This is a genomic window from Corynebacterium sp. HMSC072G08, from assembly GCF_001809185.1.
Classification (GTDB): Bacteria; Actinomycetota; Actinomycetes; order Mycobacteriales; family Mycobacteriaceae; genus Corynebacterium; species Corynebacterium phoceense.
This window is the reverse complement of the sequence record NZ_KV796423.1, coordinates 1-25,531: the sequence shown is the minus strand read 5'-3', so window position 1 is coordinate 25,531 and position 25,531 is coordinate 1. Positions and strand designations below refer to the sequence as shown.

Genomic DNA, 25,531 nt, shown 5'->3' with positions numbered 1-25,531 from the left:
TAGTGTAACCTATACAAAACCGCTTAGGTATGTATAGCCTAAATTCTGATTCTTTTTGTTCATCGCATCAATACTTCATGAGGACTTTCTCCGTGATTCTCCGTCGAATATTGGGCACTCTTGCTGCCAGTACCCTCATCGCACTCCCTTCGGTCGCGCTCAACGCTCCCGTAGCCTCGGCTGCCGGCACCTGCTCCTGGAATTGGGGCATTAAGCAGTCCTACCGAAGCTATATCCAAGGCCAAGTCGCCAAAGGCCAGTGGGAAACGGACGGCATTGGTTTTACCGGTTCCGAAACCGGCGCAGACGGTGCTTTTACCTTCACTCCGGGCAAGGCCTCCGTACAAGGCGATACCGTCACTGTTCCCTTCGGCGGCGTCATCCACTTCACTGGACACAACTACGGCGGCGACGATCTGTTGGATATGACGCTGACGGACTGGCAGATTCAGGCCTCCGGCAACCGGGCGGCGATCGTGGTGGATTACGTCTCTTATGAATCTGACATGGTGGATAAGTCCGCACGCGGCCCGCAGATTACCGGCGATAACGTGGTCATCGCGAGGATCGATCTAGATCAACCCGTCGACGCGTCCGTGCACACGCTCGACCTTTCCGGCGACGTCACGCTCACCGACGAAGGACACAAACTCTTTATCGCCTATGAGGCGGGACAGTCGATGGACCCCTCGTCAGGGACCGTGGCCACGGACGGCAGCTGCGGCGGGTCCTCTGACGGTACAGGCAGCGGTTCGAAGTCCTTGGGGACAATCTCGGGCACGTTTACCGGTCGCAATGCAGAAGCCATGGCGATTTTGAAGGAAACGAACGACACCATGAATGGCCTGACCACCTTCATGGGCAACACGGAGTCTTTCCTAGACCAGCTAGAATCCTTCCGTTCTCGCACGGAAGCCGCCACGGGTACGACCACCAGCACTACCACTAGCACCACGAGTGGTTCAGGCGCGTCGGGAGCCAGCACTTCGAGCGCCGCGAGCCCTTCGAGTGCTTCGGGTAGTACTTCGGGTACTTCCGGCACTACTGGTGCTACTGGAACCACAAGAACCGCGCGGCCACAGGACCCCGGGTCCGCGGCTAGTGGTGGGCAGTCAGAAACCTGCGTAGCCACGGGCGTGCAGGCTGCGACCGCCGAGTGGGGTGTCAAGAAGTCCTTCCAGTCGTATATCACCGGTTCCATCGCCAAGGGCTCCTGGACGCTCGACGGCGTAGGGTACGACAACTCGCGTTTTCAGTTCACGGGCACCGGCGGAGATGTGGATACTGCGGCGCAGTCAGGTTCCATCCGCTACGGCGGCGCTATGCATTTTACCGGCCACAACGGGGTCCTCGATCTCAATATCGCGAACCTGGAAGTCCGGTTCAACGGTACGAGCGGTCAACTCATCGCCGACGTGCGTTCCTCCAACATGGAGGGCGAGCGCAAGGACTTTGGACGCACGGTGCTCGGAGACGTGTCGTTTAGCCTGCTCGACGTGAGTGACTCCGCCGTCGACGGCGAAGCCACCGTCACGCTGACCGCAGCGGGCAATGATGCGTTCGCGAATTTCTATGAGCCGGGCACGACCCTCGATCCGCTCTCGTTGCATGCACAACTTGGCGGATCCGGGGACTGCGCCGGGGCGAGCGGAACTACGGCACACACTGGTGCGGCGACGACCTCCGGCGGTCAGAGCGCTGCGGCGGCGAAGCGGGCGGCATCGGAAAGCTCTGCGGGAGACGGCCTGCAGGCCGCGGCTGGCACGAGCACGTCTGGTTATGAAGACGGCAGCGGCAACTTCCAGATCAAGAAGGCCGCGGCCGCGGGCTCCTCGCCGGAGGCGAGCACGTGGCTCTTGCTGCTTATCGCAGGCCTCGCCATCGCCGGCGGTTCCATGGGCTCCGTCGTCCTGCGCAACCCGGCGTAGCGCACCACTTTTTACCCAAGACCTGAGAAAGGATACGTTTCACATGAAACGACTTTTGGTGGCGTTGGCGTGTGTCCTTGCCCTCACGGGGTGCGGCGTCCAAGGCGCCTATGAATCCCAAGACGCGCAGCTGCGCGAAGCCCTCCCAGACGCGCAGTCGGCCAAAGACCCGCGCTCGTTCACGGGAGTGTCGAATGTGACGGATTTCGAGGATGTCGTCGCGGTGACGGAGTCTCCTACTCCCGCGCTGCCGGTGGAGCTCACGGATGCTGACGGCTACGACGTCTCCGTTACGGATGTGTCCCGAATCGTGGCATTGGATCTCTACGGTACGTATACGAAAACCCTCGAGGGCCTGGGGCTTACGGACAACATCGTGGGCCGCACGGTGTCGTCGACGGAAAACGCTATCGCCGATCGCCCCGTCGTGACTCAGGGCGGACACAACATCAATGTGGAAGCCGTGCTCGAACTCCGGCCCACGCTGGTCATCGTCGATCATTCGATCGGCCCGCGCGACGCCATCGACCAGATTCGCGCCGCAGGGGTGACCACCGTGGTCATGGAGCCGAAACGCACCATTGACTCGGTGGCCGAGGACATCACAAACCTGGCCGCGGTCGTGGGTCTGCCAGACGACGGCGAAACGCTGGCTAACCGCTCCGTCGAAGAAATCGAAGAAGATAAGGCGGCCATCGCAGACATCGTGCCGGAGGATCCCATGCGCATGGCGTTCCTTTACGCGCGCGGCAACGGCGGCATCTTCTTCATCATGGGAGAAGGCACGGGTGCCAAGGACCTCATTGAGGGTGTGGGCGGCGTAGACCTCGGCACCGAATACCACCTCTCTTACGCCGAACCTGCCAACGCCGAATCTTTGGCAAAGATTAACCCTGAGGTCATCATCATGATGACGGGCGGCCTGGAGTCGACCGGCGGCGTCGAAGGCCTCCTCGAGCGCCCCGGCATTGCACAAACCACTGCGGGCCAAAAACAGCGGATCGTGACTATCCCAGACGGGCAATCGCTCGCCTTCGGGCCCTTGACCGGACAGACCCTTCTCAAACTTGCGCAGGCAATCTATGACCCAGACAATGCTTAAACCGGCGGCCCCCACGGAGGTCTTTGCTCGGCGCTCCCGCCTGCGGCTTGGTGTATTCGTATCGCTCGGGGCGCTGCTTGGTGTCGCCTTCGTCCTGTCGCTTGCGCTGGGGCAGTACTACGTCGCGCTGGGTGACTTGGTGCAGATTATGGCCGCAGGCCCTGGCGGTGGCTTGACTGCCAACGTCGTGTGGCAGATCCGCCTGCCGCGCATTCTGCTCGGTTTCTTGGTCGGCGCGTGCTTGGGCGTGGCGGGCACGCTCATGCAGGCCGTGTTCGCCAACCCGCTGGCTGAGCCCTCCATCGTGGGCGTGACCTCCGGTGCCGGTGTAGGCGCGGCCGTGGTAATCGTCTTTAATATCTCGGTCCTGGGTACCTTCACGGTGCCGCTCGCGGCGTTTGCTACGGCGCTGTTGGTTACCGCGCTGATCTACCAGTTGGCGCGCTCACGAGGGCGTGTGGCGGTGGTCAATCTGATCCTGACCGGCATTGCTATCAACGCGGTGTGCAACGCCATCATCTCCTTCATGATGTACCTGGCGCCCACCTCGAACCGCGAGCAAATCATCTTTTGGCAAATGGGTTCGCTCAACGGCTCTCAGTGGAAACACGTGTGGGTGGTCCTCCCCATCGCCCTCGTCGGGATGGCCATCGCGCTGCGTCTTGGCCGTCAGTTAGATGTGCTCGCGCTGGGCGAGCGCGCCGCGGAACACACTGGCGTCGACGTCAAGAGACTGCGCATTATCGCCATCGCTGCCTCGGCGATCCTTACCGCCGGCGCAGTTGCTTTCGCCGGACTTATTGGGTTCGTCGGCCTTATCGTGCCGCATCTGCTGCGTACGATCATCGGCCCAGAAAACAGGGTCTTGCTGCCGGCCTCTGCGGTGGCGGGCGCCGTACTCATTGGCTTTGCCGACGTCGCTGCGCGCACGCTCATTCCTTTCGCCGACCTTCCCATCGGTATCTTTACCGCGCTCGTGGGTGGCCCCACCTTCTTCGTGCTGTTGCGCCGGATGATGAAGAAGGGAATGCATTGATGATTAACGTTGCGAATCTTTTCGTTTCGATCGGCGAGCGGAACCTGCTTTCCGATGTCTCCTTTGTCGCCCGCCCAGGGGAGGTCACCGGCCTCATCGGCCCGAATGGCGCGGGCAAGTCCACGCTGCTGGCGGCCATCGCCGGCGATATTGATTACACCGGTTCCGTTTCCCTCGTGGGGCAGGATCCGGCGGTTTCCTCCCCAGGGGCGTTGGCCCGTGCGCGTGCGGTGATGCTGCAGGACGTTACTGTGTCCTTCCAGTTTCTCGTGCGTGATGTAGTGGCCATGGGCCGGCGCCCTTGGGAGGGCACCGCCAGGCAGGCCGAGGACGACGCGATCATCGACGCAGCGCTTGCGGCGGTGGATGCGACGCACTTGGCCGGCCGCGATATTGCCACGCTCTCTGGCGGGGAGCGTGCGCGTGTGGCGTTGGCCCGTGTACTGGCGCAGCAGACCCCGGTGATTCTCCTCGATGAGCCGACTGCGGCGCTGGACATCCGCCATCAAGAACAAATCTTGGGATTGGTGCGCTCGATTGCGGCGCAGGCTGGAGTGGCGGTGCTGGTGGTACTCCACGATTTAGGCGCCGCTGCGGCCTATTGCGATCACATCGTGTGCCTAGCAGACGGGGCAGTTGCCGCCGCCGGCCCGGTGCGCGAGGTCTACACCGACGAGATTTTGTCGCAGGTCTATCGCTGGCCTATCCAGGTGAGCGAGGCGGACGGCCACATCTCAGTCCATCCCGCGCGACGTCAGGTCGCCGATCCCGAGCAGTCTTTTGTCGATCTACTTAAGGAGTCTTAACTCATGCGTATTGTCTCTTCTTCTCTCGCGCTGGCGCTGACCGCCTCGGCGCTGACCGTTCCGGCAGCCTTTGCTGCCGATGCCCCCACCTGCGCCCCTGGCCAGACCCTGGAGACCCGCATTGTCTCCGGCACTGTGAATTGGGGCATCAAGGAATCTTTCCGCAACTACATCACCGGCCCCATCGCGAGGGGTGGGTGGACCACGTCCGGCGCGGTGACGCAGGACGAGGGCAACAAAGGCGGAGCAGACTTCCAGTTCCACTTCGAGGTGGATCCTTCTGCGTCCTCGGTGAGCCTGGGCGAAGACGGAACCGTCACGAAAGCCGATATTCGAACCAAGGATTCGACGCTGGAGTTTGAGGGCCACCACGGCGCGCTGTACACCAAGATGCTCTCGCCTTATGTCCTCACGGAGGCAGGGCAGGCAAAGGCGGGCACGTCCTACGAGGGCTACTACGTGCCGGGTAAGGGCATGACGGAATACACCCCGGAGGACCGCACGGAAGAAAACAAGAAGTCGGGCACGGATACCTTCGCTGACGGCAATGCCGCATGGTCGAAGGACGGCGATACGCTCACGCTGAATGCGACCGACGTGACGTACAAGCCGAAGGCGGGTACCTACTACGATCGTGAGTCGAAGATCCAGCACATCGAGGGTATCGACGTGATCTTCATGGGCATGTACAACGAGAGCTACAAGCCGGAACTTGATGATGTACAGGTGACCTTGAAGACCGCGTCCGAGTGTGTGGGTCCTGCCGATGAGGGCACCGAGACCACCCCGGGGGAGCAGACCGAGTCGGGCCGCGGCGAGCAGGGCAAGGACCATACAGAAGACCAAGGAAAGACTCCTGGGAAGGATCCAGAGAAGAAGCCGGACAAGGAGCAGGATCAGAACCAAGGCGGCACGGATAACAAGGGCGAAGAGGGCTCTTCTTTTTCCAACGTGTGGAATATCGTGTTGGCGCTGACCGCTCTGGGTGGCATGTTTGCGGTCATCGGCGGCGCCATCGTGCAGTCCGGCGTCCTTAATCCCCTGCTGGCGCGCCTGCGTTAGCGAACCTGCGCGGGTTTAATCCGAGTCGGTGTGACCCGCGTTGGCAAGGGCGTGGCTTTGGGCGTCGTGAGGATTGTCCAGGGTGGGGGAGAGCTGTTTGAGCACCGTGCGCACGATGGCGCGCACGCGCTTGTCCATGGGCATATCCATGTGTAAGACGACGGCGCGTTTGTCGACGTCTTGCACATAGACATTGCGCACCGTTCCGTCGGGAGTGTCGCCGGGATCCAAGAAACAGGTTTCCGGCGGCACGACGATGGAGTCTTGCTTAGTGGCCACGCACGTGTAGCTCACACCGGGGGCCAGGTCACCGTTGTGGTTGAGCTCGTTCAGCGTCGCGCTGCCCACGATTTGTTCCATGCCGGCCGGGCCGAAGTAAGCGTCGATGATGGAGCGCATGACGTGTTCTTGACGTCGGTTGGAAATCAACGAGCTGACGATTCCGCCTTGGGTGGTGCCGTGGTTGGGCGCCGACAGGCAGATGATGTGACGCACGCGGTCCACCGCATCGTCGTTATGCATCCAGTAGCGGGCGACGATACCGCCTTGGGAGTGTCCGATGAGCACGACCTGCTCCGCGCCGGTGACGGCTTGGACCGCGTCGATATACGCGCCGACCTGATCGGCGGAGGCGGCGATGGGGCCGGTGGCGCGGGCGCCATAGTCCGGTGCGAACACGGCCCAGCCGTCCTCGCGCAGCTCGGAGCCGAGCAGCTGCCATACGCCCTTCGTATCCGTCGTCCCGTGGATGAGAATGATGGGCCATGGGTGGTCTTCATCCGGGCGTGCTGCCCAGTCGTCCTCGAAAACGCCGCGTGGCTTCAGGCGTGCGCCGAGCGGTAGCGATGCCAGGCGTGCCGCGGTCTCTGCCTCGTGGTCGTCGCCTGCGGACCCACGTGGATGGCGAAAGTCGAGGTCGAAGAAGCTGCGGCGCTCGGCACGCAATAGCTCGGCGATTTCGTCGGCCACTTCCTCGCGCAAGGCATTAGCTGGCGCAGGGGTGGTAATGCCATGGCGCGGAGAGTCTGAAACTTGTTTCGCCGGTGTCGCCGGCAGGCCGTCGGCAGCGTCGTAGCTGACGGAAGGGGGAGTCGGGTCTGAACGCCAGAACCGCCCGAGTCCCTCGGAGATGAGGGCTTCGAGTTCTTTGAACGAGTCTGTTGCCATAACTTCCATCCTATTTCGTGCCGCGATACATTAATGTTTCGGAATTATTAGTGGTAACGGTGATATTTCGCGGGATCGCAAGAGAAAAATCTCGTTACCCCTTGACCATCCAACTAAAGGTTTATAAACTAAGCCTTGCCTAATCACGGGCGGTTGCTTACCAGGAAGGTCGCGCTCCACTTCCTTCTTACGGTAAGTGCCGAAAGATTAGTCATGGGGAGAAGGCCCGTCAGCGCGCAGCTGACGGGCCTTCGTTATGTCTCAATTCCTCGAGGTGGAAATTAATCCTCGATGACGGAGACCTTCACGTCGATGTTGCCGCGGGTGGCCTTGGAGTACGGGCAGACCTCGTGAGCCTTGTCCGCGAGCTTCTGGGCCTCATCGTGCGGCAGGTTCGGAATGGTGACCTCAAGCTCGACGGCGAGACCGAAGGAGGTCTCGTCCTTGCCGATGGACACGCGCGCGCCCACGGAAGAGTCGCCCAAGTCTGCGCCCTCGCTCTTAGCGACAAGCTGCAGTGCGCCGTGGAAGCACGCTGCGTAACCGGCGGCGAAGAGCTGCTCCGGGTTGACGCCGTCGCCGGAGCCGCCCATCTCCTTCGGTGCGGCCAGGTTGAAGTCCAGGTCGGAGTCCTTAACAACGGAGCGGCCGTTGCGGCCAGCGCCGGTTGCGAGTGCCTCGGTGGTGTACATCGGTTCCATGATGAAAGTCCTTTCGCAAGCTTCTGAGCTGTTTTCTTTGTACGCGATTTAATTGTACGCAACCCTTGTGCGTTATGCTAGGAGCATGTCTCGCGTGTCACTGGAACTGGACAAACAACTCTGCTTCGCCCTCTACCGGGCGAGCCATGCCGTCCAACGGTCCTACCTCGAGGAACTTACCCCGTTGGGTCTGACCTATCCGCAGTACGTCACCATGCTAGCGCTCTGGGGCCATGAGGATCCGGTGACGATGAAAGAGCTCTCCGCAGAAATCGCCTTGGATTCGGGGACTCTCACTCCGCTGCTCCGCCGCATGGAGAAGCAAGGCCTGCTCACGCGTGCCATCGATCCCGCGGACGAACGCCGCCGCATCGTGGCTCTCACTGATAAGGGTCGCGCCCTGCGCGAGCAAGCCGAGGGCATCCCGCGCCGACAGATGGAGCGTTTTGCAGCCTCCGGACTCGATATTCGCATGCTTAAGTCCGAGCTCGACCGCCTGTCCGGCTCCTTTACACCGGATGCCGACGCTGAAGATCGCTAATACACTCGGGGGCTATGACCCAACTGTCGCCTGTTCCTGACGCCGCCGCAGCGGTCGAGCGCCTCATCGACCTCTACGAATCCTCGTGTGAGTGCGCTCGCGTGTGCCTCGAGAAGGGCGAATATGCGGACTACGCGCACGTCGTCTATCCGCAGATCGTCGTCGACGTCAAGGAATGGCGCCCCATCGACCGCTCCGAGCCTTTCGGATACGTGGATGAGTCCGGCCGGTACGTCGCTGTGCTGTCTAAGCCGCACCTCCTGCGCGGCTACCTTGAGGAACAGCTCACTCGGCTCACCGAGAATTACCCGTGCGAGATCTTCGTCGGCCCCTCGGACGTGCGCATCCCACCTGAGTACATCAAGGGCGTCGAGATGGTCCCGCAGCAGCGTCCGGCGGAGGTTCCGCGCCCCACGCTTGACGAGGTGCACGACGCCATCGTGGACGGTCACTGGGATGTCTTCCACGGGGACGACAAGCCGCTGTTCCACTTCGGTCCGCAACGCTTCGACATCGCCTGCGCGCGCATTGAACACTACACCGGCATCGAGGTCGACTCGCTCCAGAAGTACATTCTCTTCACGAACTACGGCATGCACATGACGGAGTTCATGCGCTTTGGCCTGCGCGCGCTGGGTTCCCGCTATGACTCCCTCGTTCTACCAGATGGGCGCACGGTGCCTGCCGATGCCGCCGAGGGCGTCGAGGTCGCAGACCTTCAGACCCGAGTGCAGATGCCGCGCTACGATCTCACGACGCCGGACGGCGATGGCATCACGATGATCAATATCGGCGTGGGCCCTTCCAACGCGAAGACCATCACCGATTCCCTCGCGGTGCTGCGTCCGGAGGCATGGATCATGATTGGCCACTGCGCGGGCCTGGACGGCCGCATGCGCATCGGCGACCTTATCCTCGGCAACGCCTATCAGCGCGATGATCACATCCTGGATCGTGCCATTCCCGTCGACGTTCCGATCCCCGCCATCCCGGAGGTCCAGCGCATGCTCGAGGCCTCCGTCGAGGAGGTCTACGGCGCCGACAACGAACTCATGCGCACCGGTACCGTCCTGTCTACTGCGGACCGCAACTGGGAGTGGCGTACCCCGCGCGAGCTGTGGGAGTGGCTGCGTGGTTCCACCGCCGTGGCCATCGACATGGAGTCGTGCATGCTCGCGGCCAACGGGTATAGATACCGCGTCCCCTATGGCACGCTGCTGTCCGTGTCGGATCTTCCGTTGCACGCGGTGCCCAAGCTGCCCGCCGGCGCCCAGGCCTTCTACTCGAATTCGAAGGAGGCGCACGTCATGTGCGCCGTGCGCGCGATGGAGGCCCTAGCAGAGAATCCCGAGCGACTCCGCACTCGCAAGCTGCGTCGCACCATTGGGGAGGTTCCATTTCGTTGAGTGGGACATGCGACTAAGCTGGATCGAAAATTATCGTCTCCCAAGGAGTAGATTCCATGACTCAGCCCGAGTGGTACCACCCCGATCGCGAAAATCTGACGTGGGAGGTCTTCGGTGAAGCATCCCGGCACCTGTCTCAGGAGATTGTGGACTCCGGCTGGTTCCCTGAGCTCATCGTGGGTGTGGCGCGCGGCGGTCTTATTCCTGCTGGCGCCATCGGTTACGCCATCGGCGTGAAGGCCATGGGCGCCATCAACGTCGAGTTTTACACCGACATTGGCGAGACCCTGCCGGAGCCGCTCGTCCTGTCGCCACAGCTCGACATGGACTCGCTCGCAGGCAAGCGCGTGCTCGTCGTCGACGACGTCGCGGACTCCGGCAAGACGCTCGACCTCGTGGTTAACCTGCTCAAGGAAACCGCCGCCGAGGTGCGCTCCGCCGTCATCTACACCAAGCCCACCACCATCTTTGAGCCGGACTTCTCGTGGAAGAAGACGGACCAGTGGATCAACTTCGCGTGGTCCGCGCTTCCCGTCATCACCGCGGACGGCTCGTATCAGGAAGGCGCGTAATCTGCGCATTATCGCTTTCCTAGTGAACGGACAGGAACAGACAGGAAACGCGCAGGCGCATGCCATTGCCTCGGCAGGTCCATGCCCCATACTTAACTCATGCGTTTGAGAGAGGCGCATAAGAGAGATAGAGAGATACCCCAGCTACGCGGGGCGGACGGCGTGAGACACCGTTCGGGAGCGTATGCACCTTGAGAGAGATAGAGACACACGTCAGGCTCCGGGCAACCGGAGCCTGACGTGGTTTTTCGTGCCGTAGCTTTACACTGACTTGTCGTGACCCTTCAAACTTCTGCGCCTACCGGCATGCTCGCGAGCTTTCGCTACGCCTTTTCTTCCCCCGCGCGCCTGCGCATGGAGGTCTTCGGCGGCCTTGCCGTTGCCCTCGCGCTTATCCCCGAGGTCTTAAGCTTTTCGATCCTGGCGGGGCTGGATCCACGCGTTGGACTCTTCGCGTCCGTCATCATGGCAATCTCCATCTCCTTTACTGGTGGTCGTCCTGCCATGATCTCCGCCGCGGCCGGCTCGGTCGCGTTGGTCATTGCTCCCTTGTCTGCCTCCCACGGTCTGCAGTACGTCCTCGCTACGGTGCTGCTAGCGGGAGTCCTGCAGATCGTTCTCGCTTTCCTCGGGGTCGCCAAGCTCATGCGTTTTATCCCGCGCTCCGTCATGACTGGCTTCGTCAACGCGTTGGGCATCATGATGTTTACCGCGCAGCTGCCGCACCTCATGCACGTGCCGTGGATCGTCTATCCGCTCGTGGCGCTCGGTGTGGCCATCATGCTTCTGTGGCCACGGCTCACGGAGGTTGTCCCGGCGCCGCTCATCACCATCCTCGTCATTACGGTCCTCGTTGTGGTCTTCCGCTGGGACATTCCCAACGTCGCGGACCAAGGCGAGCTACCCACGAGCCTGCCGGGCTTCGTCTTCCCTGACGTGCCGCTCACGCTCGACACCCTCACTCTCATCGGCCCGTACGCGGTAGGCGTGGCCCTCGTCGGCCTCATGGAGTCGCTGCTCACGGCCAAACTTGTCGACGACATTACGGACAGCCACTCGGACAAAACGCGCGAGTCCCTTGGTCAGGGTATTGGCAACGTCCTTGCAGCGAGCATCGGTGGCATGGGCGTGTGCGCGATGATTGGCCAGACGATGATTGGCGTCAAAGCTTCTGGTGCTCGCACGCGCCTGTCGAGCCTGCTCGCTGGCGTCTTCCTCCTCATTCTCATCCTGGTGTTGGGCGATACCGTGGGTGCGATTCCCATGGCTGCGCTTGTCGCCGTCATGATCCTTGTCGCCGTGGACACGGTGGATTGGCATTCGGTGAAGACGCTACGTCGCATGCCGCTCTCGGAAACGCTGGTCATGCTCGTGACGGTGGTGGGGACATTGGTTACCCATAACCTGGCCGTCGGCGTTATCGCCGGCGTGCTCACGGCGATGGTCGCCTTCGCCCGCCGAGTCGCGCACCTCACCGAGGTCGAGCTCATTGCTTCCGATGCCACCCGTGCCGCGTACCGTGTGAGCGGCCAGCTTTTCTTTGCCTCGTCTAACGACCTGGTCTATTCCTTCGACTACACGCTGGGCGTGTCAGAGGTCGACATCGATATGACCGGCGCGCAGGTCTGGGATGCCTCGACCGTGGCGACGCTGGATGCGGTGCGTGAGAAATACGCGCAGCGCGGCGCGACCGTGGATATTCGGGGTCTTGATCCGGTCAGTCAGCAGCGCCTCGACCGGCTCTCGGGCAACTTGGGGGACTAAAACCTGGGGGAGAGATGTCCGCTGGGCGTGGGGGTGCGGTGGGTAGTCATACTTTCGGTGGAATATGCGTCACTGTGGGCATGAAGTATGACATAAGCCTTGATATGTAAGGCTTGCCTTGTTTAGGCTATCCACATTAAGGTTAGGCAAGCTTTACTTACTTAGGAGGAATTTGGCCATGACTGTTGCCATGACCACGACGCCGCTTTCGCAGATGCTGCGTGAGGAAACCGCGCGAGCGCACGCCAGCGCAGAAGGCTCAGATTTTATGACCCGCTTGATGGCGGGTGAGCTCAGCGCAGAGGCACTCGCCACCTTTACTGGGCAGTTGTGGTTTATCTATGAGGCGCTTGAGCGTGCGGTCCGCTCGGTAGCGGATACTCGCATCGTCGGAGCGGTGGCTGACCCCCGGTTGGAACGCCGCGACGCGCTGGAACTCGACCTCGCGGAAATGTACGGCCCGCAGTGGCGCGACGAGGTACGTATCCTTCCCGCCACCGCACGCTACGTCGCGCGCCTGGAATCGCTCGATACGCCGGGGTCGGAGCCCCGGGTCGTTGCCCATCACTACGTGCGCTACCTCGGCGATATATCGGGCGGGCAGGTCATTGCCGCGCGCCTGGGGGCTCTCTACGGTATCGACCCGGATGCGCTCAATTTCTATAACTTCGCGGCGATTGGCAAGATTCCGCCCTACCGCAGCGCGTACCGCGAGGCGCTCGACGAGCTCGCGCTTTCTGATGCCCAGCGTGCTGCCCTCATCGCTGAGGCACAGGCCGCCTTCACGTGTAACTCGGCAGTCTTCGCCGAGCTAGCGAAGCTGTATCCGGGCGCAGCGTAGCGCCGGGTTCACTATTTCCCCTCTTCCCCCTTCTTATTTTCTCTGTATTTCTAAAGTGACCTGGAGGTCTGTCGCGTGAAGAAAATCTCTTCTGCTTCTCTCGCATCTGCTCTTATCGTCTCTGCAATGGCTGTTCCGGCTACTGCTGCAACGCAGGACCTGACGGCGGGTACATTCGCCTGGCCCATTAAGACCTCCTTCATGGAGCACCTCGCTGGCCCAATAGCGGCTGGCCGTTGGACGACCACGGATGGGGCGACGTATAAGGACAATCAGCTGCTCTTTCGGGTCAACGTCGCTGAGACGACGTTAGATGCGGACGGCAACGGCACCATCGTCCTTGACGGTTCGGCGCATATCGTGGCCTACACAGGCCTGGGCGCGGGCGGCTCGGCCGGCCTCGATCTCACCTACTCAGATCTCAAGCTGCAGGTGCAAGGCACGAAGGTCGAGCTCGTTGGAGACTACGTTTTGTCCGGGGATCCGGGCGACAAGGGCAAGCAGGTCGACAGGGATGGCGATGATGACGTGCTGGTTACGTTCACCCTCGATGCTCCCATCGCGGTTGGTGCCGATGTGAGCGCGCAGGATCGCCCGGCCACCGCGGGCGCGGGCCTGGAGGGCTCGCTGCTGCGCTATAAGGAAGGTCAGATACTTGAGGGCGGCGACGTTGACCTCGTGCTGGACTTTGCTGATGGCAAGGACGCCGGGGTGGTCGAGGGGCATAAGTCGACGGGACTCGCCCAGGCTTCCGCGCAGTTGGGAACGCTGAGTTCGGAGGATCCGTCGCGCGGGGGCATCGGCATCCTCGCGGGGCTGATCGCGGGCGTCGTGGCGCTCGTGGGTACCGCGGTGGCAGGGATGCCTTTGGTGCTTGATGCGCTCAAGCAGGCGGGCATCCGACTCTAGTCTGATTGCTTCCGTTTGTGTGGATTTGGGTGTTGATTAGGTCGTGGTAACTTAGGTTACCGTGACCAAAATTGCTTTTGGCCTGCATGTTTGGAAATCCTAACCTGGCTAGCGGAATTTTTGAATGTGGGTATTATGGTGGCCTATACCGCCGGAAACCCGTTGGATAGCCGTCGGAAATGACAGAAATTTACCTATTGAACAGGTATCGAAAGGCAAGGATATTCAATGAACGAGAAGCTGCAGAGCCTGCTGAACGCACAGGTTATTAACGAGCACGGCGCCGCCCTCATCTACACCCAGCTGGCCTACGAGATGGATGATCTTTCCTTCCCGGGCATGCGTGACTGGTTCTACGCTCAGGCTGCGGAGGAGCGCGAGCACGCTCAGAAGATTGCCAACCACCTCCTCGCACGCGGCTACCGCGTGGAGCTCACCGATGTCCCAGTTCCGTCCGTGAAGGCCGCGACCCCGCTCGACGCTTTCGAGGCTGCCTACGCACACGAGCAGAAGGTCTCCGAGCAGATCCGCGAGATCGCTTGTACCGCTGATGAGGTCAAGGACCTTGAGTCCCGCCAGATCGTGAACTGGTTCCTCGACGAGCAGATTGAGGAAGAGGACACCGTCACCGAGATCATCGACCAGATCAAGCTCGTGGGCAACGATGGCTCCGGCCTCCTGCGCATCGACGCCACTCTGGGCTCCCGCGCAAAGTAGGCACGCGCGGCCCTCAAGGCCTAGCTAATACAAAAAGGTCAAGGGACAGTGACCATGCGGTAACAAACCCATCAAGATTGCCCTAATATCTCCCACCAACCCCGTGGTTGGTGGGAGACTGCGTTTTATATGTCTATGAAGCAGAAAACCTGGACCGTGGTCGTGCTCCTCGCGCTCGCCGTCGCCTTGGGCGTCGGCACGGCGTTGAGCAGTACGCACGTCGCGCTCGGCACTTTTCTGCTTGGTGCGGCACTCATGCTGGGGCCTTTCGCGGGGGCGGGTCTCTTTCTTTTTGCTGCGCTCATCGCGGTGAGCCTGCCGCAGAAATCCATTGCGTCAGTCGGCGGAGCGCTCGTGCTTGCTGCTGTGGGCCTGGTGATCTTCATGCCGCTGGGTATCATTCCGGACGCCATCGTGCCGCTGTATGCGGGAGGCGCGGCGCTGGGTGCTGTGGCGGTGCTGCTCGTGCCCACGGGGCTGCCCGGACGCTTGTTCCGTTTCTAGAGCTCTGTCGTTTGGGACGAGTCTGCGCGGCTTTCCGTAGTCTGGATGTATGTCGACGTATCTTTTCGATTTCTACGGAGTCTTGCTCCGTCATCGCCCACCGGCGCCGAAGGAGGCGCTGCTACGTCTCGTCGGTGCCGAGGATCCGGTCGCTTTTTGGACGGCGTATAACGAATTGCGCCCGGCCTATGACGCGGGCGTGGTGAGCGACGAACGCTGGTGGCGCCAGATGCAGGTGCGCCTAGGCCTTCCGGACTTCGATATCTCTGAGGCCGTCGCTCAGGACTTCGAGCCGTGTACGGCGCCGGACCTCGACGTCGTGGGGGTCGCCCAGGAGTTGCTTGGCGCGGGCAATGCGGTGGGCGTGCTGTCCAACATTCCGGTGGGGCTCGGCCGCATGGTGCGTGAGCGCAATGAGAGCTGGCTTAAGGAATTCACCGCGGTGGTGCTCAGCGGTGAAATCGGCGTGGTCAAGCCCGACAAGCGGGCCTTCGATGTGGCGGTGGACGCGTTGGGGGCCAATGCCAAAGACACGCTCTTCATTGATGACACCCAAGGCAACGTCGACGCCGCGCGTGCGGCAGGGCTGCGTGGGTACCTCTACGACGGGAACCTCGCCGAGCTGCGCGCGGAGTGTGGCTTGAGCTAAGCGGCGCGCACCTTCGCGGTGTTCAGCTCAAGCGGCGTGCGCAGGAGGGGGTCGAGCGCGACGGCGCGGGCGATGGAGCGGACGATCTCCTTGTGATTGGGGATCATGCGCAGCTCCGTCGCGGAGGCGAGATCGGGGTCGAGCTCGCCGCGTGCGGCCGAGGCGAAGAGCTTCGGCGCCGTGGGGACGTCGTAGAACGCAGAGCCAGCGATGACTACGGTGTCCGGGCGGTGGGCATCGATAAGCTGGGCCGTAAGGCGGCCGAGGTCGGAGGCGCGCTGGGCGAGGACCGAGGAGGCATCGGCAGCCTCAGCGAGGCGGGGAGCCAGCGCGGCGTTGACGAGGGTGTCGCGCGGGTCGGCGCCGTCGAACTGTGGGAGATCGATGGGGGCGACGCCGTCTTCGTCGGAGAGCGCGGCGCCAATCGAGTCATCCGCGAAGAGGACGAGCGTGCGGGCCTCGTCGCCGAGGGGCGCTGCCTGCGTCTCCGAGGCGAGGATGGCGGGCACGGCCGGGGTGACAGTGACGGGGACGCCGAACTGGAAGTCGAGGCGTCCTGCGATATCCATGCCGTCCCAGCCGAGGTTGGCCGCGTGAACCTTGCCCTCTTCATCGACGGTGCCGGAGGTGGTGACACCAACGGAGACCAGCGTGCGGTCGACGCCGGTGGCGAGGCGATTCACGCCGGCGATGACGTGCTCGACGAAGTCATCGGGGCTGAGCTTAGAGACCGGGGTGGGAACGTTGTCTTCGCGGATAATGCGCCCGCGGGTGTCGTAGAGGCCGATGTATGTCGAGGAGGTGCCGACGGCGATGCCGGCGAGTAGCCAGCCGTTATCGGAGGCCTCGAGCGGAACCGTGGGACGACCGCGGCCTTGGGAGCGGGTGAGATCCGTGCGCTCCTGAATCAGACCGGCCTTAAGCAGGGCGGCGGTGGCACGGGTGATGGTGGGCTGGGACAGTCCGGTGGCCTTCACGAGCTCGCTGCGCGTGATGATGGGATTGAGGCGTACGAGGTGGAGGCTCTTAGCCGCAGGGGTGCGGGGACGGGCGAAGACTGGTCCGGCTGTACTCATGGATATAAATAATATCCCTCCCTAGACCGCATAGTCTAAATCACCCCCGTCTTTTTTAGACTGAGTGGTTTACAGATATTACGTGAGGAGTGGGAGAACCTCTCCTGCACGGCCCGTGAACTGCACCGTTGCGAGCGGCGTGAGTGCGGTGGGCTGCGGCGTGATTTCGAGGACAGGTACCCCACGTGTTGCCGCGAGGCGGGGGAGTCCGGCCGCAGGCTGAACTACACCGGACGTGCCCACAATGATGAGCGCGTCGGTGGTGGACATCAGGTTTTCCGCGGCGTCCCACTCGCGGGGTGGGAGGGCCTCGCCGAACCACACGACGCCAGGCCGGATGAGGTTGCCGCACAACGGGCACTCGGGGATGTGCTGGGGTTTGGTGGCGCCTTTCCACGGTCGGCTACAGATGGTGCAGCGAAATTCGAAGAGACTGCCGTGGAGGTGGACGACGTCCGTGGAGCCGCCGCGCTCGTGGAGGTCGTCGATGTTTTGGGTGATGATTTTTGCGCCTAGCTCCGCGAGCGCCCGATGCCCGGGATTGGGGTGGGCGTTCTCGGACAGGGACTTCCGGTGGAGGTACCAGCGCCACATGGGCTCCGGGTCGCGGGCCCACGCGTCGATGGAGGCCATGGCGTGGGGATCGACGTTTTCCCACACGCCGGTCTGTGCGTCGCGGTAGGTATCGAGGCCGGAGTCAGCGGACATGCCGGCGCCGGTGAAAGCGACGAGATTCTGCGCGTTCGCAAGGATGTCGCGGGCGGCGGCAATCATGTCGGTCATGCCCCTATGCTAGTTCTTATGAATTCAGTAGCGGTGTATTGCGGATCGGCCACGGGGGATAATCCGGCGTTTGCGGAAGCGGCACGCCAGCTGGGGGCGGAGCTGGCGCGGAGGGGCATCCGGCTTGTCTATGGCGGCGGCAACGTGGGGCTCATGGGCATCGTCGCGGACGCCGCCCTGGCCGCTGGCGGCGAGGTCGCGGGTGTCATCCCGCACCAGCTCGCGAATCTGGAGATGGCGCACGCGGGGCTCACGGTGCTGGAGCGCGTGGATACGATGGCCGAGCGCAAGACCCGCATGGAGGAGCTGGCGGATGGCTTCCTGGCGCTGCCAGGGGGCATCGGCACGCTGGAGGAGCTCACGGAGGTACTCACCATGCAGCAGCTGGGGAATATTACCGGTCCAGTCGGCCTTATCAATGCGGAAGGCTACTGGGATCCTTTCGTTGCGTTGCTGGAGAATTTCGCGGACAACGGGTTCATGCAGCAGCGTTTCGTCGACGCGCTTATCGTGGAGCCGACTCCTGCGGCGGCGCTCGATGCTTTCGCTGGTTGGGTCCCGCTCGGGTCAAAATGGGATAACGCTTAAGACACAGTGCGGGTCTCAGGTGGCACTTACCCCTAGGTAGTGGATAGACTTCCGCCTTATGTGTTCTCACCGCCAGCCCTCTTTGTTGGATGCCTCGTGCGATAACTTCGTCCACGATCTCGCCGCGCTCTCGCCCACGACAGCGACGTCTCTGGGCATTCCCGGATTCGATGGCGAACTCGAGGATTTCTCGCCCGAGTACCACGCCGCCGTCGCGGATCGCACGCGCGAGATGATGGCGGACCTGGACGCCTTGGACGACTGCACGGACGAGTCTGATGATGATGACGACTTCGACGACGTCGATTATGTGACCGCCGCCGTCCTGCGCGACCGCCTGTGCCTGGAACTCGACCTCCACCACAACGGCGAGGACCTGCGCGAGCTCAATAACATTGCGTCTCCGGTGCAGACCATCCGCGACACCCTCGTGCTCATGCCGCACGAGACAGCGGAGCAGGTCGATGCAATCCGTTCCCGCATGTCGAAGATCCCGCGCGCGCTCGACGGCTACAAGCGCTCGCTGCTTGAGGCGGCTTCGCATGGCGCGGTGGCGGCCTCCCGCCAAATCAACGAGGTCATTGGCCAGTGCAATGCGCTTGCCGATGGCCCCCTCTTGGAAGGCTTGGGAGTCAACCCCGAGGCCCCAGAGGTCGAGGGTGCCAAGCGCTCCTTCGAGGAGTTCTCCGCCTGGCTGTCTTCCGAGCTGCAGCCGCAAGCCCCGGCTCATGACGCGGTGGGCCGCGAGCGCTACGAGCGTTTCTCCAAGCTCTTTGTGGGCGACGCCGTGGATCTGGACGAGGCCTATGAGTGGGGCCTGGATCGCGTCGCCGAAATCGGCGCGGAGCAGGAAAAGATCGCGCACCAGTTGTACGGCGCCGAATGCTCCCCACGCACCGCGATGCGCAAGCTCAACGGCGAGGAGCGCTACACGCTGCACGGCCGCGAGGAGCTCGTCGCGTGGATGCAGGCGACGGCGGACCGCGTCATCGCGGAGTTGAATGGCACGGAGTTCGATATTCCGGAGCAGGCACAGACGATTGAGTGCCTCATCGATCCGGCGGGTACCGGTGGGATCTTTTACACCGGTCCTTCGGAGGACTTCTCGCGCCCGGGCCGCATGTGGTGGTCCGTGCCCGCAGGCCAAGACACCTTCCACACGTGGCAGGAGCTCACCACCGTCCATCACGAGGGCGTGCCGGGCCATCACCTGCAGGTCTCCGCGGCGCTGCTGCAGGACGACCTCAATCTGTGGCGCCGCGCCGCCTGCTGGAACTCCGGCCACGGCGAGGGCTGGGCGCTCTACGCCGAGTCGCTCATGGCGGAGCTGGGCCACATGGACGATCCGGGCTACCGTATGGGCCTGCTTGACGCGCAGAAGCTGCGTGCCGCCCGCGTGGTCGTCGATATCGGACTCCACCTGGGCAAGCAGATGCCGGACGGCTCTGGCGTGTGGGATAAGGCGCACATGAAGACCTACCTGCGCGAGCACACCGCCATGGACGACGCGAACCTTGCGTTCGAGGTCAACCGCTACCTCGGCTGGCCGGGTCAGGCTCCGTCCTACGCGCTGGGCGAGCGTCTGTGGCACCAGACTCGCGCGGACGCGCTGGCGCAGGGCATGAGCCCCAAGGAATTCCATGCGCAGGCGCTAGCGCTGGGCTCGATTCCTATGCCGATTCTGCGCGAGACGATCCTTAATTAGATCTACATCGTGAACTTACGGGCCTAGCTGGCCAAGAATTGAGCCTTGAGGTTCACGATTCTTACGCGAAGGCGAGCGCGATGAGGGCGAGCAGGGGGAAGAACCCCTGCTTGACGGCGGCGCCGCGTTTGTCCGGGGAGGTTGCGAGCAGCCATACGGCGGCGGCGAGCATGCTGCCTAGGCCGGCGACGATGAGCGCCGTGCTGGCGGGCGAGCCCCAGAGGGCAAGGCCCACGGCCGTGATAATCGCGAGCATGAGGTTGTAGAAGCCCATGTTGAAGGCGAGCTCCTTGGTGTGCTCGGCTTCCTCTCGGGTGCCGCCGAAGACGCCCAGCGCCTTCGTGGTCCACGCGAAGGACTCCAGGTAGAAGATGAAGACATGGAGCAGGGTCGCGAGGATAGCGAGGACGAACATGATGATGGTCATGTCACCTAGCATGCGCCCAAATTAGATTGTGTACAATTTAACGCCGGAATTTGCCCAGGAGGCGCAGGATCTGTGGCAGGTAGCCGGCGATCACGAGCACGATGATGAGGCGCACGATCTGGACGGAAACTACCGCAGGACCTGCGCCGCCTTCAGCCGAGAGCGCGAGGACGGTTTCGAGCGCGCCGGGCGAGGTCGCGAGGTAGGCCTCGAAGTACGAGATATCGATCCACACGGTGAGTGGCCACGCCGTGAGTGCGCAGACTCCGATGACGACGACGATGAACAGGATGGTCGCGGGCAGCTGCTTGGCAAAGGACTTCAGTGCGGGCAGGGACAGGCCGCCGCCGCAGATCCAGCCGATGGACATAAACGCCATGATCTTGAAGATGTCGAGCGGCTCGAGCGTGTGGCCCTCCGGCAGGAACTGCGCGACGATGACGGTGAGGATGAGGGGGCCGAGCACCGCCGCGGCGGGCAGGTGCGCGAGTTTGCCCAGCTTCTCGCCGCCCACAGCGATGGCGATGGTGAGCAGGACGATCCACCACGTCGTCTCGCCAGCGACGGAGAGGTCGACGCCCTGGCCGGCGGGCGAGTCGAGGAACGCGACCACGAGCGGCAGTGACATGGACACGGCGAGCAGGCGCAGGTACTGCGTGAGCGCCACGTAGCGGTAGTCGGCGCCGAGCTCGCTGGCCAGCGCCGGCATGAGCGAGGCGCCGCCGGGGAGCATGGACATGATGCCGGTCTCCCACGAAATGTCTTTGGGCTGCGCGCGGTGGATGAGCATGCCGCCTACCATGCCCACGAGCACGCTCACCAGTGACATCGTCACGGCGGTGGGCAGGTAGCCCACGACTTGCCCGAAGGGCACGAGCGTGAGCGGGATGGCGGCCATCATGCCGATGAAGCCACGGGCGAGCGCGTAGAACTGCTTGTTGACGGGCAGCTCCTCGCCGGTGGTGAGCGCCATCGCGCCGGAGACCACAATCGCTGCAAGAATCCACGCCGCGGGCACGTGCAGGTACGTAAATATCGCCCCCAAGGCAAGTGACCCAGGAACGATAATCGCCCAACGCGCGTGAACAGACATGGCGTCGAGTTTAATGGGACGCATGGAGATTGCAGCAGGAGGTTGGGCGGTCCTCGTCGGCGGCGCGGCGGTCGCCGGATGGATCGATGCCGTCATCGGCGGCGGCGGGCTGGTCCTCATTCCGCTCATTCTGGCGGTGGCGCCGCAGCTGGCGCCCGCTGCGGCGCTCGCGACGAACAAGCTGGCGGCGGTGTCGGGGACGGCATCGGCAGCCTTCACGCTCGTGCGTAAGGTCCGCCCGCCGGCGCGTGAATTGATTCCCATGGGGATCATCGCCGCGCTGTCGTCCGGCCTGGGCGCGCTCCTGGTGTCCATGCTCGACAAGTCCGTTATGCGGCCGGTCATTATCGTGTTGATGGTTGTTGTGGGCCTCTTTGTCGCGTTCAAGCCGAGCTTCGGCTCCGGCGACTCCGACGGGATCCACGCCGGATGGCGCGTGGCCGCGGGGCTTGCCGCAGTTGCCGCGATCGCCTTCTACGACGGCATTTTCGGTCCCGGCACCGGCATGTTCCTCATCATGGCGTTCACCGCAATTTTCTCGCAAAACTTCCTGCGCTCCGCTGCGATGGCCAAGGTCGTCAACACGTGCACCAACCTAGGCGCACTCGTCGCATTCATCGCCGGCGGCCACGTGCTCTGGGGGCTGGGCATCGTCCTCGCGCTCGCCAATATCGCCGGCGCACAGCTCGGCGCCCGCACCGTCCTAGGTGGCGGCACGAAGCTCATCCGCTACGCGCTTCTCACGCTTGTTATCGTCATGAGCCTCTATTTGTCCTGGCAGCAGTGGAGCTAACTGCCCCGCTCGTGGGCTACGCCTTTTCCTTGGGGTTTAAAAATAAAAGCCCTTAGTTCTTGTTGAGTGGATTTTCGGTATGTTCCCGCCTGCTGAAATCCTGCAGTACAGCGCCCGCGTCTCTGAGCGCGGGCGTCTTTCTTATTTCATGCGGTTCTTCGTCCGGGCTGTCGCCGGTGCCGTCCACGGATCCTCCGGCCACGGGTGCTTGGGGTAGCGCCCGCGCATCTCGGAGCGCACGCCCTGGTACGGCCCCGCCCAAAAACTTGCCAGGTCGTCTGTCACCGCGAGGGGCCGGCCCGCGGGGGAGAGCAGGTGGAACTGGACACGATGGCCGCAGTATTCGGGCGACTCCGCCAGCCCAAAGCATTCCTGCAGCTTGATGTGGACAATCGGGCGCTCGCCCGTCCAGTCAATGCGCGCGTCGCGGCCGCTGGGCACCGCGAGCCGCTCCGGCGCGAGCTCGTCCAGGTGCGTCGCTTCCGGCCACGGCAGCAGGCGTTGCAGCGCAGGGTACATGTCGACCTGGGCAATCGGCGTGCCGTCGGCAATCTTTCGCAATTCCGGCGCGAGCCACACCGCGAGATTCTGTGCCTCGAGGTCGGGCCAGGGCTCGCCGTAGAAATCGTGCAGGTGGCGCAGACGGTCGCGCAGGAGCTGGGCCTTCTCGGAGAAGTGGAAATCGTCCAAGGTGATACCGGCAGCGAGCGCGTCGGCCGCCGCCTGTCCCGTGACCTTGACCGGAGTGGAGGAGAGCTCAATGGCTCCGGCACGCTTGACCTTCCGGCCGCGGACTTTCCCTCCGTCGAGCTGTGCGACGATCTCCTCTGTGACGCCGATCGCGTCCAGAGCTTCGGCCTCCTCAATACGTGCCGCCGCGCGGACGATGGCGTTGCCAGCGTGCGACAGGGAGACCTCCGCGATGGCGAGCCACGCGGAGCCGAGGAGCGAAGAGTCGCGGACTTTCGCGCGTGTGCCGCTGGCCAGGAGATATTCGTCGTCCTTCATGCGCTTGGCGACCTGCTCGGGGAAGGCCGCGGCGACGACGGCGCCCGGCGTGGTCGGTCCTTTGTCCTTGACGAGCCGCTCAAGGCGCTGCGTTTCCCGCTTGGGTGCGCTCAGCTTTCCGATGTCCCCTCGCGCGTCGTTGCTTACGATCGCCACCGTCGGCGCCGCGCGGCGTCCCAACTTGAGCAGCGCCGCGCCCAGCCGCGGGTCTGTGGGCAGGATGGCGAGCTTCTCGCCGAGCGGGGTCACGGCACCTGCGGACCTCGCACCGAGTGCTTCGAGGGCGCGGTGGGCATCGGCAAGCGCGGCTCGAGGCGGCTGATCGAGGAGCGGGAAGTCGGGGCCCGCGCCCCACGCGTCCATGAAGAGGGCGGCCTGGGTGAGATCGGCCGACAGGATTTCGGGCGTGATGTGCGGGCTGAAGTGCTGGTAGTCCTCGGCGGAATAGCAGCGAACGACGTGGCCAGGAGCCTCGCGGCCCGCACGGCCGGCGCGCTGATCGGCGCTCGACTTCGATGTAGAGACCGTCACGAGGCCCGACATGCCGCGCTGCGCGTCGCGCCGGGGCACGCGGGACAGACCCGCGTCGACGACGGTGCGCACGCCCGGCACCGTGAGCGAGGACTCCGCGATGGAGGTCGCGACGACGATGCGTTCCTCGTCGGTGTAGAGCGCCGCGTCCTGTTCTGCCGTGGTCTGCTGGCCGTGGAGGGGATACACGTTGGTCTCGTGATGCGCCAGCAGCACGTCTGCCACTTGGTTTACTTCTCGCAGACCGGGGACGAAGACGAGCGTGGAGCCGGGATTCTTCGCGTGCGCCTGCTGCGCGACGCGGGCGACCTCCTGGTAAAACTCGCGCGTGCCTGCGGCTCGGCCATTGAGCGGTTGGTAGCTGGTCTCAACCGGGTAGGTGACCGCCTCGGTGGCGTGAATCGGCGCGTTGCCAAGCAGGCCGGCGAAGCGCTCCGCGTCCACCGTCGCGGACATGGCGACGACGCGAAAATCCTCGCGGAGGGTCGCGAGCTCGACGCACATGGCGAGGACGAGATCCGTGTCGAGCTGGCGCTCGTGGACCTCATCAAGCGCGACGGCGGACACGCCTTCAAGCTCCGGATCCTTGAGCAGCCGGCGCAGGAGCACTCCGGGCGTCACGAACTCGACGCGGGAGCCTTTCTTGCTTTCCCCACGGATGGCGTAGCCGACCTGCTCGGGTGTGCCGGAGAGCGCCGCGAGGCGATTCGCCGCGGCGCGGACCGCCACGCGCCGGGGCGCAGTGACGATGACCTTGCCGTCTACTTGATTGGACAGCGCCGGCGGGACGAGCGTGGTCTTACCCGTGCCGGGCGGTGCTTGGACCACGACGTGGCCGGTGCTGGGCAGGCTGCCGATGGTCTTGGCAACAGGCAGACCCGCGCCGATGGATTGAAGATCAAACATTAGAAAGGAGATTCGCCCGCCCCAAAGCCCTCGACGGGGCCGTCAAGATCGACGCGCTCGAGGTTCTCACCTTCGAGCTTGCGCACCACGCGGCCAGGCGCGCCGAGAACCAACGAATTATCTGGGATGTCTCGCGTGACGAGCGCGCCCGCGCCCACCACGCAATTTTCGCCAATCGTCACGCCCGGCATGACGGTGACGTTCGCGCCGAACCATGTGTTGCGGCCGACCGTGATCGGCTTCGCGATTTCCCAGCCGCCCTCGCGCATCTCATGGTCGTTCACCGGGTGGCCCACCGTGATGAGCGAGCAGTTCGGGCCAATCATGACGCGCTCGCCGAGCGTCACCGTTGCCTGCGCCAGGATGGTCGCGCCGAAGTTGATGAACACGCCCTCGCCACACACGAGGTGGCGGCCATATTCCAGGTTGAGCGGCGCATGCATGCCGGGGACCTCAGATTCCTCCGGGAGGATTTCGCGCAGGATGTCCTTTGCGCGCTCGTGGTCCGTATTGCCTAGCTCATTGAACTGCTTGACGAGCGTGAAAGTGCGCGCGTGTTCCGCGCTCGCTTCCGGGTCCGTGCCCGGCAGATGCCACTGGCCGCTGGTCTGGCGTTCCCACGTTCCGAATTGCTGCAAGTCCATGCGGACATTCTACGGGTGCGGTCGTGAGCGCTACTACGCCAAGCGATGCGTGCTGCTTTCCTCTAGGATTCTTTGACAAGCCATGGTTTCTGGGGACATGACTCGGGTTTGGCAGCCTACGGTGCATTTCACTTGATCAGTCGGGACTGGCCTGAATGGTGTCCTCGCCATAAAGCCGACCACGGGGCCGTTGATGCCTATAGGGCGCTTGAGGCGTTGTGATGGTCTGGCTGCGAAAAGGGGGCTAAGTAGCAGAAAGCGTGTCTGATTCT

General features: G+C 63.2%; 25 protein-coding genes. 17 read left to right on the top strand and 8 right to left on the bottom strand.

The genetic code is table 11. The features are described from left to right. The first annotated feature begins 77 nt into the window (after nt 1-77). From HMPREF2559_RS06850 to HMPREF2559_RS06830, 5 genes are read left to right on the top strand one after another with little or no spacing between them, the layout of a single operon-like run. Nucleotides 78-1,928: an HtaA domain-containing protein gene (locus tag HMPREF2559_RS06850; protein ID WP_066513299.1), complete on the top strand. Its 1,851-nt coding sequence runs from the start codon at nt 78-80 to the stop codon at nt 1,926-1,928. A gap of 43 nt (nt 1,929-1,971) precedes the next feature. Next, on the top strand, nt 1,972-3,030 hold the full coding sequence (locus HMPREF2559_RS06845) for a heme/hemin ABC transporter substrate-binding protein (protein ID WP_066485711.1): 1,059 nt from the start codon (nt 1,972-1,974) through the stop codon (nt 3,028-3,030). Continuing rightward, entirely contained in the window at nt 3,023-4,066 is a 1,044-nt protein-coding gene (locus HMPREF2559_RS06840) for a FecCD family ABC transporter permease (RefSeq protein ID WP_181734636.1), read from the top strand. The genes HMPREF2559_RS06845 and HMPREF2559_RS06840 overlap by 8 nt, the downstream gene beginning before the upstream one ends. Further along, nucleotides 4,066-4,872, top strand: coding sequence for a heme ABC transporter ATP-binding protein (locus HMPREF2559_RS06835; protein WP_066485716.1), 807 nt, complete (start codon nt 4,066-4,068; stop codon nt 4,870-4,872). The genes HMPREF2559_RS06840 and HMPREF2559_RS06835 overlap by 1 nt, the downstream gene beginning before the upstream one ends. A gap of 3 nt (nt 4,873-4,875) precedes the next feature. Then, nucleotides 4,876-5,934, top strand: coding sequence for an HtaA domain-containing protein (locus HMPREF2559_RS06830; protein WP_066485724.1), 1,059 nt, complete (start codon nt 4,876-4,878; stop codon nt 5,932-5,934). Nucleotides 5,935-5,949: 15 nt separating this feature from the next. Here HMPREF2559_RS06830 and HMPREF2559_RS06825 read toward each other — a convergent pair whose 3' ends face one another. Together HMPREF2559_RS06825 and HMPREF2559_RS06820 are read right to left on the bottom strand one after the other, a co-directional pair. Next, nucleotides 5,950-7,110, bottom strand: a complete 1,161-nt coding sequence (locus HMPREF2559_RS06825; protein ID WP_070540050.1) for an esterase/lipase family protein — start codon at nt 7,108-7,110, stop codon at nt 5,950-5,952. A gap of 272 nt (nt 7,111-7,382) precedes the next feature. Then, nucleotides 7,383-7,802, bottom strand: a complete 420-nt coding sequence (locus tag HMPREF2559_RS06820) for an organic hydroperoxide resistance protein (RefSeq protein WP_066485737.1) — start codon at nt 7,800-7,802, stop codon at nt 7,383-7,385. Nucleotides 7,803-7,887: 85 nt separating this feature from the next. Here HMPREF2559_RS06820 and HMPREF2559_RS06815 point away from each other — a divergent pair, with 85 nt between their 5' ends. The 9 genes from HMPREF2559_RS06815 (at nt 7,888) to HMPREF2559_RS06775 (ending at nt 15,705) form a co-directional block, all read left to right on the top strand. After that, nucleotides 7,888-8,343: a MarR family winged helix-turn-helix transcriptional regulator gene (locus HMPREF2559_RS06815; RefSeq protein WP_066485739.1), complete on the top strand. Its 456-nt coding sequence runs from the start codon at nt 7,888-7,890 to the stop codon at nt 8,341-8,343. Nucleotides 8,344-8,357: 14 nt separating this feature from the next. Beyond that, the gene (gene amn, locus HMPREF2559_RS06810; protein ID WP_066485745.1) at nt 8,358-9,749 is read left to right on the top strand and encodes an AMP nucleosidase; all 1,392 of its coding nucleotides are present in this window, start codon (nt 8,358-8,360) and stop codon (nt 9,747-9,749) included. A gap of 56 nt (nt 9,750-9,805) precedes the next feature. Then, nucleotides 9,806-10,321, top strand: coding sequence for a phosphoribosyltransferase (locus HMPREF2559_RS06805; RefSeq protein ID WP_066485748.1), 516 nt, complete (start codon nt 9,806-9,808; stop codon nt 10,319-10,321). 306 nt (nt 10,322-10,627) lie between these two features. Then, the gene (locus HMPREF2559_RS06800; RefSeq protein WP_070540047.1) at nt 10,628-12,085 is read left to right on the top strand and encodes a SulP family inorganic anion transporter; all 1,458 of its coding nucleotides are present in this window, start codon (nt 10,628-10,630) and stop codon (nt 12,083-12,085) included. A gap of 178 nt (nt 12,086-12,263) precedes the next feature. After that, nucleotides 12,264-12,926 carry a biliverdin-producing heme oxygenase gene (locus tag HMPREF2559_RS06795; RefSeq protein ID WP_181734637.1) on the top strand — a complete coding sequence of 221 codons (663 nt, stop codon included), beginning with the start codon at nt 12,264-12,266 and terminating at the stop codon, nt 12,924-12,926. A gap of 126 nt (nt 12,927-13,052) precedes the next feature. Then, a complete protein-coding gene (locus HMPREF2559_RS06790) occupies nt 13,053-13,835 on the top strand; it encodes an HtaA domain-containing protein (RefSeq protein WP_082723180.1) in 783 nt (260 codons plus the stop codon). Nucleotides 13,836-14,063: 228 nt separating this feature from the next. Beyond that, the gene (locus tag HMPREF2559_RS06785; RefSeq protein ID WP_066485753.1) at nt 14,064-14,552 is read left to right on the top strand and encodes a ferritin; all 489 of its coding nucleotides are present in this window, start codon (nt 14,064-14,066) and stop codon (nt 14,550-14,552) included. A 135-nt stretch (nt 14,553-14,687) separates the two neighbouring features. After that, the gene (locus HMPREF2559_RS06780; protein WP_083297801.1) at nt 14,688-15,056 is read left to right on the top strand and encodes a hypothetical protein; all 369 of its coding nucleotides are present in this window, start codon (nt 14,688-14,690) and stop codon (nt 15,054-15,056) included. Between the two features lie 49 nt (nt 15,057-15,105). Next, the gene (locus HMPREF2559_RS06775) at nt 15,106-15,705 is read left to right on the top strand and encodes an HAD family hydrolase (RefSeq protein WP_066485755.1); all 600 of its coding nucleotides are present in this window, start codon (nt 15,106-15,108) and stop codon (nt 15,703-15,705) included. Here HMPREF2559_RS06775 and HMPREF2559_RS06770 read toward each other — a convergent pair. Together HMPREF2559_RS06770 and HMPREF2559_RS06765 are read right to left on the bottom strand one after the other, a co-directional pair. After that, nucleotides 15,702-16,781: an ROK family protein gene (locus HMPREF2559_RS06770; protein ID WP_070540041.1), complete on the bottom strand. Its 1,080-nt coding sequence runs from the start codon at nt 16,779-16,781 to the stop codon at nt 15,702-15,704. The two genes, HMPREF2559_RS06775 and HMPREF2559_RS06770, sit on opposite strands and share 4 nt — an antisense overlap. Nucleotides 16,782-16,859: 78 nt before the next feature. Continuing rightward, nucleotides 16,860-17,564: an NAD-dependent deacylase gene (locus HMPREF2559_RS06765; RefSeq protein WP_066513284.1), complete on the bottom strand. Its 705-nt coding sequence runs from the start codon at nt 17,562-17,564 to the stop codon at nt 16,860-16,862. Between the two features lie 18 nt (nt 17,565-17,582). Between HMPREF2559_RS06765 and HMPREF2559_RS06760 the strand changes: the two genes are divergently transcribed. Then, the gene (locus tag HMPREF2559_RS06760) at nt 17,583-18,152 is read left to right on the top strand and encodes an LOG family protein (protein WP_066513282.1); all 570 of its coding nucleotides are present in this window, start codon (nt 17,583-17,585) and stop codon (nt 18,150-18,152) included. Nucleotides 18,153-18,210: 58 nt separating this feature from the next. Further along, nucleotides 18,211-19,857: a DUF885 domain-containing protein gene (locus HMPREF2559_RS06755; protein ID WP_066513279.1), complete on the top strand. Its 1,647-nt coding sequence runs from the start codon at nt 18,211-18,213 to the stop codon at nt 19,855-19,857. Nucleotides 19,858-19,918: 61 nt separating this feature from the next. On the opposite strand, the gene HMPREF2559_RS06750 is transcribed toward HMPREF2559_RS06755, so the two are convergent. Together HMPREF2559_RS06750 and HMPREF2559_RS06745 are read right to left on the bottom strand one after the other, a co-directional pair. Then, entirely contained in the window at nt 19,919-20,284 is a 366-nt protein-coding gene (locus HMPREF2559_RS06750; RefSeq protein WP_070540038.1) for a DUF1304 domain-containing protein, read from the bottom strand. 37 nt (nt 20,285-20,321) lie between these two features. Further along, nucleotides 20,322-21,377: an AbrB family transcriptional regulator gene (locus HMPREF2559_RS06745; RefSeq protein WP_246818463.1), complete on the bottom strand. Its 1,056-nt coding sequence runs from the start codon at nt 21,375-21,377 to the stop codon at nt 20,322-20,324. A 22-nt stretch (nt 21,378-21,399) separates the two neighbouring features. Here HMPREF2559_RS06745 and HMPREF2559_RS06740 point away from each other — a divergent pair, with 22 nt between their 5' ends. After that, nucleotides 21,400-22,170, top strand: a complete 771-nt coding sequence (locus tag HMPREF2559_RS06740) for a TSUP family transporter (protein ID WP_070540032.1) — start codon at nt 21,400-21,402, stop codon at nt 22,168-22,170. A gap of 141 nt (nt 22,171-22,311) precedes the next feature. On the opposite strand, the gene HMPREF2559_RS06735 is transcribed toward HMPREF2559_RS06740, so the two are convergent. Together HMPREF2559_RS06735 and HMPREF2559_RS06730 are read right to left on the bottom strand one after the other, a co-directional pair. Next, a complete protein-coding gene (locus HMPREF2559_RS06735) occupies nt 22,312-24,615 on the bottom strand; it encodes an ATP-dependent RNA helicase (RefSeq protein ID WP_070540028.1) in 2,304 nt (767 codons plus the stop codon). Further along, nucleotides 24,615-25,259: a sugar O-acetyltransferase gene (locus HMPREF2559_RS06730; protein WP_070540024.1), complete on the bottom strand. Its 645-nt coding sequence runs from the start codon at nt 25,257-25,259 to the stop codon at nt 24,615-24,617. The genes HMPREF2559_RS06735 and HMPREF2559_RS06730 overlap by 1 nt, the downstream gene beginning before the upstream one ends. Nucleotides 25,260-25,531: the final 272 nt, after the last annotated feature.